Consider the following 18,696-nt stretch of genomic DNA (forward strand, 5'->3'; position numbering starts at 1 on the left):
TGGGCGCTCACATGTGGGGGATTCTACGGAGGGTGAGCGGACAGCCCTCACCCGGGCTCGGACCCGGCGGTCCCGCCCGTGCTGAGTGGATTACTTGACGGCGCCCCGCCGTGAATCCCTACTTCAGCGCACCCGCGGTCAGTCCTGCCACCACCTGCCGCTGGAAGATGATGTACGCCGCCAGCACCGGCAGCATCGCCATCACCAGACCGGCGAACAGGCCCGACCAGTCGCCCTTGTAGCCCTGGCTGGCGGCCAGTTCGACCAGTCCCTGTGTGAGCACCCGCTGGTCCGGATCGGTGTTGAGCACCGTGGGCAGCATGTACTGGTTCCACTGCCCGAGGAAGTTGAAGATGCCCACGCTGATCAGACCGGGCTTCGCCATCGGCAGCATCACCTGGAAGAACGTCCGGGTGTGCGAGGCACCGTCGATGAGCGCCGCCTCCGCCACCGACGTCGGCAGCGAGCGGAAGAACGAGGTCAGGAAGAACGTGGTGAACGGCAGGGAGTACGCGATGTACGCCAGGATCAGACCGTGCCGGGTGTTCAGCAGCCCGGTGTTGCTCATCACGTAGAACAGCGGCACGAGAGCCAGGATGATCGGGAAGCTCATCCCGCCGATGAACAGGAAGTAGAAGAAGCGGTTCCCGGGAAAGTCGAACCGTGCCAGCACGTACGCCACCATGCTGCCGAGGAGCATGGTGCCGATGAGTGAACCGCCCACCACCAGAAGGGTGTTGAAGAAGTACTCGCTCATGTGCGCCTGGCTCCAGGCGCGCGACCAGTTGTCGAAGTTGAGCGTGGACGGCGGTGACCACGGCGAGGTGAAGATGCTCTTGTCGTCCTTGAAGGAGGTCATCACCGCCCACAGGAGCGGCATCACCACCATCACGGCCCACAGCACGAGCATCCCGTGCGAGAAGACGTTGAGCGTCCTGCCCTCCGTGCCCTTCTTGCTCTCCTCGTCGGCGGTGCCGCGCAGCGGGTCGCCGGTGAGGACGGTGCTCACCGTCTCGGTCTCGCGGTCCTCGGGAAGGGTGCCGGTGGTCTTCATCAGTACTCCAGCCTCTCGCGGCGACCCAGTTTCAGTACGACGGCCGCGAAGGCCAGAGTGACCACGAGCAGCGCCACGCCGATCGTGGTGGCGTATGCGGCCTGCCCGTCGCGGAATGCCTTCAGGTACACGTACAGCGGCAGCACGGTGGTGGAGTAGGCAGGACCGCCCGGACCGGTGGTCATGATCTGCACCACCGCGAACGCCTCGGCACCCAGCGCCAGGATTCCCATGTAGATCCAGCCGGACTGCACGGTGTCCCACAGCAGGGGCAGAGTGATCCGGAAGAACGTGGTGATCCGGTCGGCCCCGTCCAGCAGCGCGGCCTCGTAGTAGTCACGCGGTATGGACGTCATGGCGGCCGAGAAGAGCACGACGAAGAAGCCGACCGTGCTCCACACCATGACGGCCATGACCGCCCACAGCGCCGTTTCCGGGTCGCCCAGCCACGCCGTCTTCAGCGCGGAGAGACCCACCGCGTCCAGCGCCGCGTTGAGCGAGCCGCTGCGCGGGTTGTAGGCGAAGCGGAAGAGCAGGGCGACGATGGCGATCGACAGCACCTGCGGGAAGAAGTAGACGATCTTGTAGAAGCTGGATCCACGAACGCCGGAGACGGCGGAGTTCTTCCGCCGCCTCCCCCCGACGTTGATCATGAATGCGAAGAACAGCGCGAGGCTGATCGTCACCAGCGGCAGCAGCAGAAGGAACAACAAGCTGTGCTGCAGCGACTTCCAGAAGACCTCGTCGCTGAACAGCTTGATGTAGTTGTCGAAGCCGACCATCTTGAAGTCCGGACTCAGTCCGGTCCAGTCGGTGAACGAATAGTAGATCGACTGGGCAAACGGCCAGATGACAAAGACCGCGTAGATCGTGAGGGGAACGATCAAGAACCCCACGATGAACCGGTACTTGCCGTGCTCCATTACTCACCGACTCCGATCCGCTGTGGCCTGCCGCCGCTGGTGACGATTGTTCAGTTGTGCTTGTAGTGCGTGATGGAGTCGTCTTCGCGCGCTTCGTCGGTGTACTTCTGGGCCTTCTTGATCGTTTCGGCCGGGGTCATGCGTCCGGCCATCATCTCGCCCAGGCAGGCCACGCCGATCTTCTCCTTCTGGAGGGCCACGTACCAGTCCTGGATGCGGGGGTTGACGATGTTCTTGCCCGCCTTGTCCAGCGCGTCCACGGCCGACTGCAGGCCCGGGGGCAGCGTCAGGCCCTCGGTGCCGCCGTTGAAGGACGTCAGCGAGGAGACCTGCTTGGTGAAGTTCTTCGAGGACGCCTCACCGAGCATGATCCGCAACTGCTCCATGCCGCCTGCGGGGTTCTTGGCCTTGGCGGGCACGATGAACGGCTCGCCGCCGGAGGCCCACAGCGTGCCGAAGGGCAGCTTGTCGCCGCTGTCCAGGCCGGAGGGCGCGGCCACCCGCATCTCGAAGTCCTTCGGCGTGGTCTTCTTCGCCTCGTTCTCCACCCAGGAGCCGTTCGGGATGAACAGCGCCTTGCCCTCGTTCCACGCGGTCTGCGACTCGATGTGGTCCAGGCCCGGGGTGCCGTCGAGGATGTAGCCCTTCTTGTACAGCTCGTAGTACGCCTCGAGGGCCGCCTTGACCGCCGGCTGCTTCCAGGCGCCGGGCTCCAGGTTGTCGATGGCCTCGAGAACCTTCGGGCCGCCGATCTTGGCCATGAAGGGGTACAGGCTGAAGGGCAGGTAGTACGGGTGCTTGCCCGCGTACGTCCAGCCGGCCATGCCCTTCTTCTTCGCCTTGGCGCAGAGGGCGAGCATGTCGTCCCAGTTCTCCGGGTACTCCGCGTCGAGCTTGTCGAGCGCCTTCTGGGAGTACCAGACGCCGTACACGGTGTAGGCGTAGTACATGATCCACACCGGGCTGCCGTCGAACTGGCCCATCTCGACCACGCCGGGGCGCAGGGTGTCGCGCACCTTCTTGCTCGGGTCGTCGATGGAGGGTGCGTCGAGCAGGTCCGTGAGGTCGGTGAGCTGCTTCTTGCCCACCAGGACGCCCATGTCCATCTGCTCGGCGCCCGAGTTGTCGATCAGGTCCGGCGGGGTGCCGCCGTTGAAGCGGGGCTGAAGTACGGACTGGATCTTCTGGGTCGACTTCAGCTTGGTCTTGGCCTTGGGGAAGTTCTTCTCGTAGACGGCCTGGGCGTCCTTGGCGTACTTGGTGCCGAAGCCCCCGTCGAAGATGTAGATCTCCAGCGCGGCGCTCTTGTTCACGCCGAGCGGGTTGTCCTTGGTCTTCTTGCCCTTCTCGACCTTGTTGTCCTCACCGCTTCCGCTGGCGCAGGAAGTGAGCGCTCCGACGGCGGGGACGGCTATCAGGCCGGCTGCGGCTGCCTGCTTGATCAGATTACGGCGGTTGACGTGGTTGGATCCCATGCTCAAGTCCTCGCCTTCTCCAGGACTCAGGCGGTGTTCCGGGGTCTCCCGAGGACTCGCCCACCGGCGAACAGCCCGACACCGCGGGTCAGTTGAAGCTGAGTTGATCGTTTTCGCTACCGCCGGGAGCGCCGCGTGCACGGGCCCTCGTGAGGTGCCGACAGGTATAGTCCACTTGCCGTCAACAGGGCAAGATCAAAACAACCCGAATGGTGAGTCTTTCCCGAGTTGAGACCTGGCGGATTCCTGGAGGCACGGGGAAGGCCGACGCGGCCTGGGGGCACCTCCCAGGCCGAAGGCTCTGGGGGAGGGAACACGGGCGGCGGGTGCCGGGGTCGTTTCCCGGCACCCGCCTGTGCCCTCGCTGCCCGCCCCTCCCCGGGACGGGCGGGCCGGTGCTACGCGTTGATCAGCGAGCGCAGTACGTACTGCATGATCCCGCCGTTGCGGTAGTAGTCGGCCTCACCAGGGGTGTCGATGCGTACGGTCGCGTCGAAGGAGACGCCCGTCTCCGTGCTGACCCCGACCGTCGCGGGGATGCCGCCGTCGTTGAGAGCGGTGATCCCGGAGAAGCTGAAGGTCTCCTCCCCGGTCAGCCCCAGCGACTCGGCGCTCTGCCCCTCGGGGAACTGGAGCGGCAGCACGCCCATGCCGATCAGGTTCGAGCGGTGGATGCGCTCGTAGGACTCGGCGATGACGACCTTGACACCCAGCAGCGCGGTGCCCTTGGCCGCCCAGTCGCGGGACGAGCCGGAGCCGTACTCCTTGCCCGCCAGGACGACCAGCGGGATGCCCTGCGACTGGTAGTTCTGCGAGGCGTCGTAGATGAAGGAGACCGGCGCGTCCTGCTGCGTGAAGTCACGGGTGTAGCCGCCCTCGGTGCCCTCCGCGATCTGGTTGCGCAACCGGATGTTGGCGAACGTCCCGCGGATCATCACCTCGTGGTTGCCGCGCCGCGAGCCGTAGCTGTTGAAGTCGCGGCGCTCGACACCGTGCTCCGTGAGGTACTTGCCGGCGGGGGTGTCGGCCTTGATCGCACCGGCCGGCGAGATGTGGTCGGTGGTCACCGAGTCGCCCAGCTTGGCCAGCACGCGCGCGCCCGAGATGTCCTCGACGGGGGCGGGCTCGGTGCCCATGCCGTCGAAGTACGGGGGCTTGCGCACGTAGGTGGACTCCGGGTCCCACTCGAAGGTGTTCCCGGTCGGCACCGGCAGCGCCTGCCACTGGTCGTCGCCCGCGAAGACGTCGGTGTAGCCCTTCGTGTACATCTCCTGGCCGATGGCCGAGGCCACGACCTCCTCGACCTCCTGCTCGGAGGGCCACAGGTCGGCGAGGTACACCGGGTTGCCGTCCTGGTCGGTGCCCAGCGGCTCAGTGGTGATGTCCACCTTCATCGAACCGGCGATCGCGTAGGCCACGACCAGCGGCGGGGACGCGAGGTAGTTCATCTTCACGTCCGGGTTGATCCGGCCCTCGAAGTTCCGGTTTCCGGAGAGGACGGACACGACGGCGAGGTCGTTGTCGTTGACGGCCTGCGAGATCTCCTCCGGCAGCGGACCGGAGTTGCCGATGCAGGTCGTGCAGCCGTAGCCGACGAGGTTGAAGCCGAGCTTGTCCAGGTACGGGGTGAGGCCCGCGCGGTCGTAGTAGTCCATGACGACCTGGGAGCCCGGGGCCAGGGTGGTCTTGACCCACGGCTTGCGCGTGAGGCCCTTCTCGACCGCCTTCTTGGCCACCAGCGCCGCGCCCACCATCACGTACGGGTTGGAGGTGTTGGTGCAGGAGGTGATCGCCGCGACCGCGACGGCGCCGTGGTCGATCTCGTACGAGTTGCCGTCCGGGCCGGTGACCTGCACGCGCTTGGTCGGGCCGCTGTCCGCGTCCGCGCCGATGGCGGCGTGCTGCGGCACGCCGCTGCCGTTGTCCAGGTGGCCGTAGGCAGGGGCGTCGCTCGCCGGGAAGGACTCGGAGCTCGCCTCGTCGACGGGGGACGCCGAGGTCTTCGGGGCCCCGTCCGCGGCGCCGCCGGCGTCCGCGACGTAGTTCGGCAGGTCCGCCAGGAACTGCTGCTTCGCCCCGGAGAGCGCGATGCGGTCCTGCGGGCGCTTGGGGCCGGCGATCGACGGCACGACGCTGGCGAGGTCCAGCTCCAGGTACTCGCTGTACTCGGGCTCGTGCGCCGGGTCGTGCCACATGCCCTGCTCCTTGGCGTACGCCTCGACGAGCTGGAGCTGGGCCTCCGAACGGCCGGTGAGCTTCAGGTAGTTGATGGTCTCCCCGTCGATCGGGAAGATCGCGGCGGTGGAGCCGAACTCCGGCGACATGTTGCCGATCGTCGCGCGGTTGGCCAGCGGCACCGCGCCGACGCCCTCGCCGTAGAACTCCACGAACTTCCCGACGACACCGTGCTTGCGCAGCATCTCGGTGATCGTCAGCACGAGGTCGGTGGCGGTGGTGCCGGTCGGCAGCGAGCCGGTGAGCTTGAAGCCCACGACGCGCGGGATGAGCATCGAGACCGGCTGCCCGAGCATGGCCGCCTCCGCCTCGATGCCGCCGACGCCCCAGCCGAGCACGCCGAGGCCGTTGACCATGGTCGTGTGCGAGTCGGTGCCCACGAGGGTGTCGGGGTAGGCCTGGCCGCCTCGCACCATGACCGTGCGGGCGAGGTGCTCGATGTTGACCTGGTGGACGATGCCGGTGCCGGGCGGGACGACCTTGAACTCGTCGAAGGCGGTCTGGCCCCAGCGCAGGAACTGGTAGCGCTCGCGGTTGCGCCCGTACTCCAGCTCGACGTTCTGAGCGAAGGCGCTGGCCGTGCCGAACTTGTCGGCGATCACGGAGTGGTCGATGACCAGCTCGGCGGGGGCGAGGGGGTTGATGCGGTCCGCGTCGCCGCCCAGCTCCTTGACGGCCTCACGCATGGTCGCGAGGTCCACCACGCAGGGCACGCCCGTGAAGTCCTGCATGATCACGCGGGCGGGCGTGAACTGGATCTCCTGGCTGGGCTTGGCATTCGCGTCCCACCCGCCCAGGGCGCGGATGTGGTCGGCGGTGATGTTAGCGCCGTCCTCGGTGCGGAGGAGGTTCTCCAGCAGGACCTTCAGGCTGTACGGGAGGCGCGCGGAGCCCTCCACCTTGTCCAGCTTGAAGATCTCGTACGACTCGTCGCCCACCTGCAGCGTGCTGCGGGCGTCGAAGCTGTTCGCCGACACGACAGTCTCCTTCAGTGCGTTGGCATCCGTCCCCTGGCCCTGCGGCCCGAGACCCCTCAGCGGGCGAAGCTTGTGGGCAAGCGGCGGGCGTGCCGTGCAAGCCTTGCTCGGCTGCGGTCGAATGTGGTGCGCGTGCTCATGCTGTGCGCACTCCGGCAAGTTATCTCGATGTCGAGATAACTCTAGTACACGTGCGCCGCAGGGTCATGCGGGGTGCAGGAAGCGATCGCCGCCGCGCCCGGGGCGTACACGGGATTCCGGGACCCGGGAGCCCGCCCTGACACCCGCCGACACCCGGCGCTGCGCTCCGTGCCGGGCCGGCCTCACGCCGTACTGCCCCGCACGTCAGCCGCACGGACACACCCTCGGTGCGTAGACATCTCACATGTGAGATATTCTCAACGCATGACTGATGACTACCTGGCCCGCATCGGGCAACTCATTCGCGACGCCCGTCAGCACCGGGGCTGGACACAAGTGAAGCTCGCCGAAGCCCTGGGCACGAGCCAAAGCGCGGTGAACCGGATCGAGCGGGGAAACCAGAACATCAGTCTTGAGATGATCGCGCGCATCTCCGAGGCGCTCGACAGTGAGATCGTCTCGCTCGGCTACTCCGGCCCGATGCACCTGCGCGTCGTCGGCGGGCGCCGCTTGTCCGGCAGCATCGACGTCAAGACGAGCAAGAACGCGTGCGTCGCCCTTTTGTGCGCCTCGCTCCTCAACTCCGGGCGTACGGTGCTGCGCCGCGTCGCCAGGATCGAAGAGGTCTTCCGCATCCTCGAGGTGCTCTCCTCCATCGGCGTCCGCGCCCGGTGGATCAACGACGGCGCCGATCTGGAGATCGTGCCCCCCGCGGAGCTGGACCTGGAGGCCATCGACGCGGACGCCGCGCGCCGCACCCGCAGCATCATCATGTTCCTCGGTCCGCTGCTGCACCGCGTGGACCAGTTCCGCATCCCGTACGCGGGCGGATGCGACCTCGGAACGCGCACCGTGCAGCCGCACATGATCGCCCTGCGCCGGTTCGGTCTGGAGATCACGGCGACCGAGGGCCTGTACCACGCGGTGGTGGAGAGCTCCGTCACGCCCGGGGGGCCCATCGTGCTGACCGAGCGCGGTGACACCGTCACCGAGAACGCTCTGCTGGCCGCGGCCCGGCACGAGGGCGTCACGGTGATCCGCAACGCCTCCTCCAACTACATGGTCCAGGACCTGTGCTTCTTCCTGGAGCAGCTCGGCGTCAAGGTCGAGGGCATCGGCACGACGACGCTGACCGTGCACGGTGTCGCGGAGATCGACGTCGACGTCGACTACTCCCCCTCCGAGGACCCGGTGGAGGCGATGAGCCTGCTGGCGGCCGCGGTCGTCACCGGTTCCGAACTGACCGTCTGCCGGGTGCCGGTGGAGTTCCTGGAGATCGAACTCGCGGTGCTGGACGAGATGGGCCTCGACACCGACCGCAGCCCGGAGTACGCGGCGGACAACGGCCGTACGCGCCTGGTCGACCTGACCGTGCGCCCCTCCAAGCTGGAGGCGCCGGCGGACAAGATCCACCCGATGCCCTTCCCCGGCATCAACATCGACAACGTCCCGTTCTTCGCGGCGATCGCCGCCGTCGCGGAGGGGCAGACGCTCATCCACGACTGGGTCTACGACAACCGCGCCATCTACCTCACCGACCTGAACCGCCTCGGCGGACGGCTCCAACTCCTCGACCCGCACCGGGTCCTGGTCGAGGGCCCGACGCGCTGGCGGGCGGCGGAGATGATGTGCCCGCCCGCGCTGCGGCCGGCGGTCGTCGTGCTGCTGGGGATGCTGGCGGCCGAGGGGACCTCCGTGCTGCGCAACGTCTATGTGATCAACCGCGGTTACGAGGACCTCGCCGAGCGGCTCAACGAAGTCGGCGCGCAGATCGAGACGTTCCGCGACATCTGATCGATGGACGGCATCGCACCCTGCCTGACCTGCTAAGAAATGGGAGAGACAGGGCACGGTGGCATCCCTGGGACTTCTCTGGGACTTTGAGCTGATCCCGGGTGTCCTTCATGCCTGTGCACGGACCGGGCCACGTCCGGGCACAGGCACGGACCGGACCGGGCTACGCCCGCCCCGAGGCTACCCAAGGATCGCGTCGATAGCGGCACTGCCTCGTGCGCCCGCTCGCACTCCTCAGCCGCGGAGCAGGTCCGCCACCGGCACGGTGTCCGCAGAGGCGACGGCCGTGAGGATGCGCTGCAGGTCGGCGGCGACCGTCCCGGCTCGTGCACGGTCCAGGACGTCGGGACGGTAGTCGAAGCGCAGGGCGAGGCCTCCCTCACCGGCGAACGCCACCAGGGTGAGCGGGTAGTGGGCGGCGTCCCGGCCCTCGATACGGTCGACACGGAGGCCCGGCACGGGCTCTTCGAGGCCGGACCGGTCCAGCGGGTAGTTCTCGAAGACCACGTGGGTGTCGAACAACTCCCGCCGTCCCGCGATGCGTTGGATGTCGCCCAGCCCAAGGTGGTGGTGCGGCAGCATGCGGGCCTGCTCCTGCTGGAAGCGGACCAGCAGCTCCTGGACGGTCTCCCCCGGATCGACCGTGAGCCGTACCGGAACGGTGTTGATGAACAGGCCGATCATCGATTCCATGCCCGCGACTTCGGGCCGTCGTCCGGAGACGGTCGTGCCGAAGAGCACGTCCCGGGTGCCGCAGGAACGGGCGAGGAGCAGCGCCCACGCCGCGAGGAGCAGGTTGTTGAGGGTGAGTCCGCCGTGTGCGGCAGTGCGGCGCAGGGCCGCGGCCGTCTCGTCAGGGAGCACGATGTGCAACGGCTGCGGGGGCACTGCTCCGGCGCTGATCTCGCCGCCGGTCAGCCTGGTCGCGGCATCGACGCCGGCGAGCGATTCCCGCCACGCCGCGCGGGCGGCGTCCTCGTCCAGGCGGGCCAGCACGGCGAGGTGTTCGCGGTACGGGGTGACCGCGGGCAGGGCGGTCTGCGTGCTGCTGCCCGCGTGCACGGCGTACAGGGCGAAGAGTTCGCGCACGAGCAGCGGCATCGACCAGCCGTCGAGCAGCAGATGGTGATTGGTGAGCACGAGCCGGTGGTCGTCGTCCCCGCAGCGGAAGAGGCTGAACCGCATCAGCGGCGGCCGGTCCAGGGTGAACCGGCGGCGCAGGTCCGCGTGGAGGAGGCGCCTGATCACCGCCTCGCGGCGCCCGGCGGCCACTCCGGTCAGGTCGGCCTCTCGCCACGGCGGTTCGACAGCGCGCTGAAGAACCTGCACGGGGCGGAGCAAGTCCTCGTGCACGAAGGCCGCTCCAAGGTTCGGGTGGCGTTCCAGCAGCGCCCTCGCGGCTGCGCGCATCGCCTCTGCGTCCGGCTCGTCCCGCAGCCGGAGCACGATCTGCGCCTGGTAGACGTCCGGGCTGCCGGGGGCGAACAACGAGTGGAAGACCAGGCCCTGTTGGAGCGACGTCAGCGGCAGTACGTCCGTCAGGTCCGGGTAGCTCTCCTCCAGCCGGTCGACCTCCTCCTGCCGCAGACCGGTCAGTGGCAGGTCGGAGGGACTGCGTCCGCCGGCGCCGGGTGAGGCCGCATGCGCCGTCAGCGCGTACAGGGCGCTGAACCACAGGTCGGCCAGCTCCCGTATCTCCGCGGGACGGAACTCCCCTGCGGCCCAGGACCATTCGGCGCTCAGCACGGGGCCGTCGGGACCGTCCGCCGTCAGCGAGTTGACGTCGATGAGGTGTCCGCCGGGCAGGGCGGACCCCGTCCCGGTGCCGCCGCGGTCCTCACCTCGGTCGCTCTGGTCGCCGTGGTCGCGCTGGTCGCTGTCCGCGCGGTGCTCGGCGCCGGCGAAGCCGTCGCCGTCGTTCGCGGGCGACCAGTCGGCGTCGTCCGCGGCGCCGAAGCGGCCGAGGTAGTTGAACCCGAGCTGCGGGGTGCCTAGTTCGGCCAGGCCGGGTCCCGTGCGGGGGTCGAGGTACCGCAGGACTCCGTAACCCACGCCGCGGTCCGGGACGGCCCGCAGCCGCTCCTTCACCTGCTTGAGCGCCTGCCCGAGCGCCGGGGTCGCGCTCCACACGTCGCCCCAGTCGCATCCTGTGGGCTCGAACCGTACCGGGTGGACGCTGGTGAACCAGCCGACGGTACGGGAGAGTTCGACACCTTCGTCCCCGTCGGCGCCGGCGGTACCGTCCCCGTCCGGGCGGCCGTGCGACTCCAGGTCGAGCACGACGTCACCCGGCGCGAGCCCGCGTCTGCGGCGCCACTCCTCCAGGGCGAGCGTGAAGCCGGTCAGCAGTACGGGCTCCACCCCGCAGTGGAAGGCGGCCCCGACCTCCGTCAGCAGTGCACGCGTGCGCCCCGGCGGCATCGTCACACGCAGCCGCTCCACGCCGGTGCCGGTTCCCGCAGGGCCCGTTCCCGCAACGCCCGTTCCTGCAGGGCCGGTTGCCGTTCCCGCGGGCGTACGGGCGGCGGTGTCCGCCGGCGCCGGGCCGGGTCCCGGCAGGGCCGACGACCACAGCGCCGTCTCGTCCTTGCGTGCGCCCTCCTCGCCCTGGCCGGCCAGAAGCCGGGCCCACTGTCTGAACGAGGTTGCGGCGGGCGGCAGTTCGGGCCGCTTTCCGGCGGCGACGGCATCGTACGCGGAGGCCAGGTCGGGCAGCAGGATGCGCCAGGAGACGCCGTCGACGGCGAAGTGGTGCACGACGAGCACGACACGTCCCGGGTGGTCGCGGCCACGGTCGAGGAAGACGGCCTGGAGCATCCGCCCTGCCCGCGGGTCCAGTCGGTCCTCTGCCGCGCGCACCGCCTCGGAGAGCGCCTGCCCATGGCTGCTCTCCTGCTCGCCGCCGTCGCGCGAACGGACGTACTTGACGCAGTCCTCGGCGTGTACGGCACCCGGCGGCGGCACTTCGAGCGTCCACGGCCCCGCGTGTTCCCCGGGGCCCTCCGGTGCGCCGAAACGCAGCCGCAGCGCGTGGTGGTGGTCGAGCAGCGACTGCACCGCCGCGACCAGCCGGTGCCGTGTCAGACCGAGCGGAGCGCGCAGCGTCATGTGCTGGCTGAACCTCGTGGTCTCGCCGCCGTGTTCGCGCCACCAGTGCATGACCGGGGTGAGCGGCACCGGGCCGCACGCCTCCGCCACGGACGCCGGGCCGGTGGCTGCGCTGTCGCTGTCCGCTTCGCCGGCGACGTCCGCGTCCGCACCGGACGTGCTGGTGCCACGTGCGGCCGTGCCCGCGGCCCCGGCGCGGGGGCTCTTGCCCTTGATCTCCTGGGCGACGGCGGCCAGTTCAGCGACCGTGGGGTGCTTGAAGACGTCGCGCACGCTGAAGCGCAGCCCGGCGGAGCGTGCCCGGCTGACGAGCTGGATGGCGGTGATGCTGTCGCCGCCCAGGTCGAAGAAGGCGTCGGTGACGCCTGCCGACGGCAGGCGCAGCAGTCCGGCGACGATGTCGCAAAGCACGCGCTCGCGCTCAGTGCCCGGGGCCGCACCGGCGCCGTCCGGTCCGGGCCGTGTGGGTCCGGGCAGCGTGGGTGCGGGCAGTGCCGCGCGGTCGAGCTTGCCGTTGCGGGTCAGGGGCAGGCGCTCCAGCACGACGTGCGCGGTCGGAATCATGTAGTCCGGCAGCAGCCGTCCGGCGTGTTCCCGTACGGCGTCCCAGTCCACGGTGTCCACCGCTCGCCCGTCGGCGGGCACGAGGTAGGCGACCAGACGCCGCTCGCCCGGCCCATCCTGTGCAGGCTGCGGCTCGCGGGCGACGACGGCCACCTGGCCCGCTCCGCCGTGTCCCGCGAGCACCGCCTCGACCTCTTCCGTCTCGATGCGGAAGCCGCGCAGCTTCACCTGGCCGTCGGCGCGGCCGACGAATCCCAGCACGCCGCCGGGCAGCCAGCGCACGAGGTCGCCGGTGCGGTACATGCGCGCTCCGGCGGTGCCGAAGGAGCCAAAGGGATCAGCCACGAAGCGTTCCGCGGTGAGGCCGGGTCGGCCCAGGTAGCCGCGTGCGACGCCCGCGCCGGCCACGTACAACTCGCCTGCCACGCCCGCCGGTACGGGCTGCAGGGCCTCGTCGAGGACGTACGCGCGCATGCCGTCGAGCGGAAGTCCGATGGGCACGCCCGGCCCCGGGTCCGGGGCCGGGCTGTCCTGCGCGGGCCCATGCCCGGGCCCGCCCACGTCGGTGTCCTCGACGGAGTGCCGGGTGGCGAAGGTCGTCGTCTCGGTCGGTCCGTAACCGTTGACCACGCGGGTGCCGGCGCAGTGCTCCCGCACCGCGCGGACGGCGCGCGGAGAGACGACGTCGCCACCGGTCCACACCTCGTCGAGCGTACGGAGAGCCGCCGGGTTCTCCTCGGCGACCAGCTGGAAGAGGCCCGCGGTGAGCCAGAGGGTGTTCACATGCCCTGCGGTGACGAGCTGTTCCAGCGTCCCCACGTCCAGTTCGCCGGGCGGTGCGACGACCACCTCTCCTCCGGTCAGCAGCGGTGCCCACATCTCGAACGTGGAGGCGTCGAAGGAATGCGGGGAGTGCAGCAACGTCCGCCGGGGCGTGCTCACTTGGCCGCCGAGGGCCGTCCCGAGCGCGAGGGCGACGACGTCGGCGTGTGTGACGGCAACGCCCTTGGGCACACCGGTCGACCCCGAGGTGTACATGACGTACGCCAGACCGGCCGGGCCGGCCGGACCGCTCACGGGCACCGATGCCCCACCGCTGCCGGCCGTCGCGCCGTCCTGCGGAGTGCCGAATTCCCGGACCTCGACGACACGGGGACCTCCGGGCCAACTCCCCCCGCTCTCCTGCCCGTTGCCGACGACGAGCACCGGCGCCCGCGACTCGGCGACGACCTGTTCCTGCCGGGCGCGCGGCGACCGCGCGTCCAGCGGTACGTACGCGCCGCCCGCCCGGAGGATCGCCAGCAGCGTCACGACGAGGCCCGGCGACCGCTCCATCAGGACCGCGACGGGCGTCTCCGCGCCCACTCCGAATCCGGCGAGCCGCCTGGCGAGTTGACCGGACCATGCGTCCAACTCGGCGTAGGTCAGGGCCCAGGGACCGCCGGAGCCGGATGCGCGTACGGCCACCGCGTCCGGTGTGGCGCGTACCTGCTCTGCGAAACGCTGCGGAACGGTGCGGTGCGCGGAGCCGGGCAAGGGCACGGCGGTGCCCCATTCCGTCAGCAGGCGGCGCCGTTCCGCGCCACCGAGGATGTCCAGCCGGGGGACGGGAGTGTCCGGACCGGCGGACACCTCCTCAAGCAGCCGTTCGAAGCGCCCGCCGATCGCTTCGGCCGTGGCGTGGTCGAAGAGGGCGCTGCGGTATTCGAGCCGGCCGTCGAGTCCCAGACAGCCGGCGCCCGCACCGCGGTGCTCGTACAGGCTCAGGCACAGGTCGAACTTGGCGGCGCCGGTGCCTGCGGCGCCGACCGTGGTCGTCAGCCCGGGTAGTGCGACGTGCTCCGGCGGCGGCTGCGTGAGGGTCAGCATGACCTGGAACAAGGGCTGTCCTGGCGCGCTGCGGTCGGGGTTGAGCGCCTCGACGACCAGGTCGAAGGGCACGTCCTGGTGTGCGAACGCGGCGAGGTCCGATTCCCTTACGCGGGAGAGCAGTTCACGGAAGGTGGGTGCGCCGGAGGTGTCCGTGCGCAGCACGACCGTGTTGACGAAGAAGCCGACGAGGCCGTTCAGACTCGCGTCGGTCCGCCCCTCCACGGCGCTGCCGACGGGTATGTCGTCGCCCGCGCCCAGACGGGTCAGCAGCGCGGCCAGCGCGGCGTGCACCACCATGAACAGGCTGGCCTGCTCCGAGGCGGCCAGATCCGCCAGCCGCGCGTGCACGTCTGCCGGTATGCGCAGCTCGACGCTGTCGCCGCTGCTGTCGGCGTCCTCGGGGTCGGGTGCCCGGTCGGCGGGCAGCGGTATCCGCCGCGGCAGGCCCTCCAGGGCGCGCGTCCAGTGCTCGAGGCCGCAGCCGGCCGGGCCCCCGCTGCCCGCGCCCTCGCCCGTGTCCGTGTCCGTCCCTGTGCCGAGTACGGTGCGCTGCCACAGCGCGTAGTCCGCGTACTGGACGGGCAGCGGCTCCCACTGCGGCGCACGTCCGTCGCGGCGCGCGGTGTAGGCGGTGCCGAGGTCGGTCAGGAGGGGTTCGAGCGAAGCCGCGTCGCAGGCGATGTGGTGCAGCAGCAGAAGCAGTACGTGTTCGCCGGTCCGGTTGGGGTCCTCCTGCCGAAGGCACTCGGGGTCTCCCCGCCCAGGGCAGGAAACGAACAGCTGGGCCCGCAGGGGTGGTTCGCTCTCCAGCCGGAAGGCGTGCCGGGCCGCCGCGCCCAGCTCCTCGTCGAGCCGCTCCGCATCGGTCTCGGCGTCGGGCAGCCACACGCGGGCCTCTCCCACCGGAAGCACGTGCTGTTCCGGGCCCGCGGCCCCGGCCCGTACGACGGTGCGCAGCGGCTCATGGCGTTCGGTCACATCGAGGAGGGCGGTGTGCAGGGCGTCCCTGTCCAGTCCGCCGGTCATCCGCAGCACCAGCGGTACGTTGTACGAGGCGTCCGGCCCGGTCAGCGACTGCTGGAACCACAGGCGGCGCTGTGCATGCGACAGCGGGACGCTCACCGGCCGCCCTCCGGCCCTGTCCGCGGCGGACAGGGGAACGGCGGGGGCGCGCGTCCGCAGCCGGGCGGCGAGCCCTGCGACGGTCGGGTGCTCGAACACGTCCCGTACGTCGATCTCCGCGTGCAGTTCGCTGCGGACCCTGCTGACGAGCCGTGCCGCGCGCAGGCTGTCGCCGCCGAGATCGAAGAAGCCGTCATCCGCGCCGACGGTGCCGACGCCGAGCAACTCGGCGTACAGGGCGGCGAGTCGGCGCTCCTGCGGGCCCTGCGGCTGCCGCCCCGGCGCGGGGTGACGCGCAGTGCGTACAACCGGTGCGGGGAGGGCAGGGAGCGCGGCCCTGTCGAGCTTCCCGTTGGCCGTGAGGGGCAGCCGGTCCAGCCGTACGAACACGGACGGCACGAGATGCTCCGGCAGCCGGAGACGCAGATACTCGCGCAGGGCGGCACCGGCGACCTCCAACGGCTCGGCTGCGCCGCCCTGTTGACGGGCGCCCTGTTGACGGGCGGCGCCCGGAACCACGTAGGCCACCAGCCGGGTTCCGTCCGCATCGCCTTCGCCGCCGCCGTCCTGTCTGGCGGCCACGACGGCGTGCGCGATACCGGGGGCGCCGGCCAGGGCGGTCTCGATCTCGCCGGGCTCGATGCGGAATCCGCGCACCTTGATCTGGTCGTCGGCTCTTCCCGCGTACTCCAGTCCGCCGTCCGCACGCCACCGGGCGAGGTCTCCGGACCGGTAGAGCCGCGAACCGGGCGGCCCGAACGGATCGGCGACGAACCGCGACGCGGTCAGGCCCGGACGTCCGAGATAGCCGCGGGCGACGCCGGCGCCCGCCACGTACAGCTCGCCGGTCGTGCCGGGCGGCACGGGCCGCAGCCGCGCGTCGAGCACGTAGAGGCGTGTGCCGGATACGGCCTTGCCGACGGGGCTGCCGCGTTCGGCGAGATACCGGCCGTCCAGGCCCAGTTGAGTCGCATGCACGGTGGTCTCGGTGATGCCGTACATGTTGACCATGCCGGGCGCGGACGCACCGTACCGCTCGCTCCATGGGCGCAGCAGTTCCGGGCGCAGGGCCTCGCCTCCGAAGACGACGAGTCGCAGGGCCGGTTCGCGGCCGCGTCGCGGTTCTTCTGCGTCGGCGCGGTCGAGGGCGAGAAAGGCGGACGGCGTCTGGTTCAGCACGGTCACGCTCTCCCTGACGAGCAGGTCACGAAAGGCGCGGGGCGAGCGGCTCACGTCATGGTCGACGACGACCAGGCGCCCGCCGTGTGCGAGGGCGCCCCACATCTCCCAGACGGAGAAGTCGAAGGCGCAGGAGTGGAACATGGTCCATACGTCGTCGGGGCCGAAGCCGAACGGGGCCGCGGCGTCTTCGAGGAGCGTCACGATGCTGCGGTGGGGAACCACCACGCCCTTGGGGCGGCCGGTGGAACCCGAGGTGTAGATGACGTATGCGGCGTGCGACGGAGTCAGGGGCGCGCACCGGTCCGCGTCGGTCACCGTCGCGTCAGGCGTGTGATGCTCCCGGCGATGCTCCTGGCTGTGCTGTTCCGGTTCCGGGTGTTTCGGGGCCGTCAACTCGTCCTCGGCCCGGCCGAGTTCGCCCGGTGAAACGGTCAGCACCGGCTGTGCGTCGGCGAGGATCGTACGGACGCGCTCTTCGGGCCAGCGGGGGTCGACCGGCAGAAAGGCGGCGCCCGTCTTCGCCACGGCGAGGATCGCGGTCACCAGGCCGGCCGAGCGCGGCAGCAGTACGGCGACGATGCGCTCAGGGCCCGCGCCGTGCCGGATCAGCCACCGGGCGAGCCGGTTGGCCTGCCCGTCGAGCTCTCCGTACGTCAGCCGGGTCTCCCCCGCGGTGACCGCAACCGCCCGGGGCGTACGCGCGGCCCAGCGCTCGACCAGATCCGGCAGTGTCGGTGAGGGCCGCCGGTCATGCCGCACAGCGGCGGTCCGTGGCACGAACAGCCGCCGCTCACCGCCCGTCAGAGGGTCGATCCGCCCGGCGGGCAGGCCCGGGTCGGAGACGAGCCCGCGCAGCAGATGCACGAAGCGGCGTGCCTCGGCTGCGGCTTCGGCCCCGGTGAACCGGGCCGGGTCCGCGTCCAGTTCGACGCGCAGTGTCCCGCCGTCGGCCGGTGGGACGGTGGCAGACGCGTGGCCGGTGTCCCGGTGGACGGTGAGGGACAGATCCTCGACCGGGCCGATCGCGACGTTGCGCATCACCATCGGCCGTCCCGCGAAGAGCCGACCGTAGTCGAAGGGCAGCACGTTCACGGCCAGCCCGAACAGCCGCCCCCCGCCGGTCAGTCCGAGGTCGCGGCGCAGGTCCTCGCAGCGGTAGCGCTGATGGGCGAGCGCGGCGTTCATCTCGGCGCCCACGGCGTGTACGAGTTCGGCTGCCGGCCTGCCCGGGTCGACCGTCAGCCTCAGCGGCAGCACATTGGATGCCATGCCGGGCACGGTGCGTACCGCCTCACCCGGACGGGAGGTGACGGGCAGGCCCAGCGTCACCTCTCCCCCGCCGCGTCCCCCGCGTCCTTCGCCGGCCTGTACGGGGTCTCCGCCTGCCGTACGGGCGTACACGTGCAGCGCGGCGGCGGCCGTCACCAGCACCGGCCATCGCACGCCGAGCCGTCCGGCCTGATCCCGGACCGCCTGCCACGCCCCCGGGGGCAGCACGGCGCTGCGGCGCAGCGCGAGTCCGTCCGCGGCGGCGTGCGTCTCCGCTTCGACGCTGCGCGGCGTCGGGGCCCATGCGAGATCACCGGGGCCGGGACGGGCGGCCATCCGCCCCAGCCAGAAGCCGCGGTCCGCGAGGTGACCGGGCGACGCACGGTAGGCGGCCTCGTCCTCCAGGAGTGCCCTCAGCGGCCCGAACTCCCCTGCCGTGGGCGGCTTTCCGCTCTCCATCGCCGCGTACACGTCGCTCAGCCGCCGGGAGAAGAGGGAGGAGCTGAAGCCGTCCAGTACGAGGTGGTGTGCTCCCAGGTACCAGCACACGCTGCTTCCGGAGAGCCTCAGCAGCGCGCCGCGGAAGAGCGGCCCGCGTGCCAGGTCGAAGGGGCGCGACAGGTCGGCGCGCATCCACGCCGTCGCGGCGCGGCGTGGATGGCCTTCGCCACTCAGATCGACGTACGGCACGCCCCACTCCGGCAACGGCCCTGTGTGCTGGCGCGGTTCGCCGTCCGCGCCCACCGTGAACCGAACCCGCAGCGCTTCGGCTTCCGCTATGACGTGCCGGAACGCCGCCTCGAAGGTCTCCGGGTGCAGCGACCCGCCGACCTCGACGCTGATTCCCACATGGTGGCGCGCCGAGGCGGGCGCGAGGGCTTGGCCCATCCACATGCCGGACTGGGCGGTGGTGAGGGGCACGGAGTCCTGCACGGAGTCCTGCACGGCGTCGACGCTCATGCCGGCCTCGCTCCCCTCGG

6 protein-coding genes are annotated in these 18,696 nt (G+C 70.5%); 1 reads left to right on the forward strand and 5 read right to left on the reverse strand.

Features of this window, described 5'->3' with window-relative positions:
- Positions 1-118 precede the first annotated feature (118 nt).
- The 4 genes from G4Z16_RS05965 to G4Z16_RS05980 form a co-directional block, all read right to left on the reverse strand.
- Positions 119-1,054 carry a carbohydrate ABC transporter permease gene (locus G4Z16_RS05965; RefSeq protein ID WP_197349560.1) on the reverse strand — a complete coding sequence of 312 codons (936 nt, stop codon included), beginning with the start codon at positions 1,052-1,054 and terminating at the stop codon, positions 119-121.
- Positions 1,054-1,977 (reverse strand): carbohydrate ABC transporter permease, encoded by a 924-nt coding sequence (locus G4Z16_RS05970; protein WP_197349561.1) that lies wholly within the window; start codon positions 1,975-1,977, stop codon positions 1,054-1,056. The genes G4Z16_RS05965 and G4Z16_RS05970 overlap by 1 nt, the downstream gene beginning before the upstream one ends.
- 50 nt (positions 1,978-2,027) lie before the next feature.
- Positions 2,028-3,452, reverse strand: coding sequence for an N-acetylglucosamine/diacetylchitobiose ABC transporter substrate-binding protein (gene ngcE / locus G4Z16_RS05975; RefSeq protein WP_197349562.1), 1,425 nt, complete (start codon positions 3,450-3,452; stop codon positions 2,028-2,030).
- Between the two features lie 398 nt (positions 3,453-3,850).
- Complete coding sequence (locus G4Z16_RS05980; RefSeq protein WP_197349563.1) at positions 3,851-6,664, reverse strand: aconitate hydratase; 2,814 nt, start codon at positions 6,662-6,664, stop codon at positions 3,851-3,853.
- Between the two features lie 405 nt (positions 6,665-7,069).
- Here G4Z16_RS05980 and G4Z16_RS05985 point away from each other — a divergent pair, with 405 nt between their 5' ends.
- A complete protein-coding gene (locus G4Z16_RS05985; protein ID WP_197349564.1) occupies positions 7,070-8,599 on the forward strand; it encodes a helix-turn-helix domain-containing protein in 1,530 nt (509 codons plus the stop codon).
- Positions 8,600-8,833: 234 nt separating this feature from the next.
- On the opposite strand, the gene G4Z16_RS05990 is transcribed toward G4Z16_RS05985, so the two are convergent.
- The gene (locus G4Z16_RS05990) at positions 8,834-18,676 is read right to left on the reverse strand and encodes a non-ribosomal peptide synthetase (protein WP_197349565.1); all 9,843 of its coding nucleotides are present in this window, start codon (positions 18,674-18,676) and stop codon (positions 8,834-8,836) included.
- Between the last annotated feature and the right edge of the window lie 20 nt (positions 18,677-18,696).

The sequence above is a fragment of the Streptomyces bathyalis genome (assembly GCF_015910445.1).
In the GTDB taxonomy this organism is placed as follows: domain Bacteria; phylum Actinomycetota; class Actinomycetes; order Streptomycetales; family Streptomycetaceae; genus Streptomyces; species Streptomyces bathyalis.